Genomic DNA, 2343 nt, shown 5'->3' on the forward strand with positions numbered 1-2343 from the left:
TCCGAACACGGCAGTTAAGCTCTTCAGCGCCGATGGTAGTTGGGGGTTTCCCCCTGTGAGAGTAGGACGCCGCCAAGCCATTTCAAGGTCAGCCACTAGGCTGGCCTTTTTTGTGTTCTCAATAAAAATGGAACATGGGTTACTTTTGTAGAGGGAAAGAGCTTTACCTATAAATAAAGAATTAAATTCATATCTTATTTTAGCAATAGTTTTACAAATTACGTTATAAGGTGGAGGGGACTTCCAAAGTTTTATCCCTTTCTACACACTCATATATTAAAAAAAACTTATTCTCATATTTAAAGTGCTGTGTTTTTTATAAACGATGGTCTATATTACATAACAAATTAAATATTATCTGTACCCCTTATACTGCGGGTTATTTTTTATTAATGAAGGTAGACTCAATAATGAAAGTAATGAGCATATAAACAGTAATTTATAACGCTCTATTCAACATGATATTAATTATAGATTTCAAAGACCTAACTCAAAATCTTCATGATTGGAATTTAAAATTAAAATAATAAATTGAGAGGAGCTGCGCGCAATAGTCAATAAAACTGGCTATTAGATCAGTTCCTTTTAGATTTTCTAAAAAAAGATCAACTCCAGGACTTATAACTTTAAAGCCTCTGCTAGTTCTATAAGAAGCAGAAAAGAAAATATTAAACAGTTGCTCGAACTATATAACAAGAAAATGTTATAGGTAAACCATCTTTTGTGGCATTTTGCTCGAAAATCTTAGATACTTCATACAAGTTTTTTTCTTTTAAAGTTTCATAAATGGAAGGGTGTTGACCGAAACAACGTAATTTTAAAACATCCAATGGGGAGTGAATATACTCTGTACTATTTATTGCTTCAATCTTAGAATGAGAGAACTTACTAATATCAATTCTATGATTAATGAGATTTAAGATTGGAGTTCCTATTGAAGAATCAAAGAGGTTAGGAAATAAAAGGGGTAATAATTTGTCTCATCTCCAGGATGGAGACCAATTATTTTGCCACCACTTTTTATAACTTTCTTAAGGTATGGATATGCGGATGTAGGACCTTTCCTTATGTATGCACAATCAAATTCATCCATCAAAAGGCAATCCATTTTTTATATTTCCTAAAACAAAAGATACATTTGGTTTTTTATCTTTTAGCCTAACTTGTAAGAACTTTTCTGTTACATCAAACCCTATTATTTCTTTTGCTACCGAGCCACATTCATTTGTTAGCTCGCCGTGTCCACATCCAACATCCAATACTTTCCTTCCAACTGTGATTTTAGTTACTTCTTTATCAAATATTGATTCTCCGTTAGGCTCTGTTAGTGTAGAATTCCAAGAATATATGTATTTACCCTGAATGTCACTAAGTTGTTTATACCATTCTATCGAATGTGGCTGCACCCATTCTGTAAAAGTTGTAGGGTCTGTTGATTGCATATACAATCCCCCTTAATAGATCTAAAATAATTATTATTCTTTAAGTTAATAAAAAGTCCTCCTTCTTCAACTAAACCGCCTCGTTAGTTTAAGCGTAACATTTCACAAACAATATTCCCTTACGAAAATCAACCCTTATCTTTAACACAGCCTATAACATAATACGAACCGTTTGTTATTAATTTCACCGTATCATGTAAATGGGTAATGCCCTCTGACTGTTTTAAGAGTTATATTTGAGTTAGAAGTAACTTAAATTCGCTTAATAAGTTAAGCTGTATAATCAGAGTGTAAGGATATTAAGCATTCACATTAGGAGAACTCGTTTCATTTACGCCCCTGGTGGTGCAGCTCTCTATCATAAGTTCAATAAGGGGATTCTCCATTAACCTTAGATATGGACCTTTAATATTAATATAGACTCATGTCAGCTTACTTGTTTCATAATTGTGATATTAGAATGATATCTGCAAGAGTAACAAGAGTGGTGTGTAATATCTGACTAAGGCTCTATATAGAAATTATTTGCTCCTTATTTAAAAGGCTATCCCTTTATGGTAGAAAGTAATAATTGTCCTTGATTAACATTGAAAGCTTATTGTGTATAAATGAAGAGTGGAGGGATAATCCTTCCCTTAAAGAGTACTGTCAGTGGTACTTGTTATCCAATGGAGGAGGAACATTATTATCCTAATAAATTATAATAAGGTATTTCACTTAAATGTGTTGACTTTGAAACTGAAAAGGATTAATATAAATAAGCACTAAGAAAACAAACGCAAAACTTCATTGCTTATAGCTGAATCGCTAGAAGAAATGACACAATAAAAACTATTGACTTCTTATAAAGAAAATGATAAGATGAAATGGTCGCTGAAAAACACAGCGATTAAAAATAAGT

General features: G+C 32.4%; 1 protein-coding gene and 1 rRNA gene. One reads left to right on the plus strand and one right to left on the minus strand.

Annotation, left to right across the window (positions count from 1 at the left end):
• Window positions 1-78 (plus strand): 5S ribosomal RNA (gene rrf, locus ACIQXR_RS20565); the annotation flags it as partial.
• Between the two features lie 1007 nt (window positions 79-1085).
• Here the strand turns inward: rrf and ACIQXR_RS20515 are convergent.
• On the minus strand, window positions 1086-1442 hold the full coding sequence (locus tag ACIQXR_RS20515) for a class I SAM-dependent methyltransferase (RefSeq protein ID WP_402876142.1): 357 nt from the start codon (window positions 1440-1442) through the stop codon (window positions 1086-1088).
• Window positions 1443-2343: the final 901 nt, after the last annotated feature.

Source organism: Peribacillus sp. NPDC097224 (genome assembly GCF_044761985.1).
GTDB lineage: Bacteria > Bacillota > Bacilli > Bacillales > DSM-1321 > Peribacillus.

Excerpts from the sequence above, each read along its gene's own strand:
- ACIQXR_RS20515 (WP_402876142.1), bottom strand. The coding sequence starts at position 1,442 with ATGCAATCAACAGACCCTACAACTTTTACAGAATGGGTGCAGCCACAT.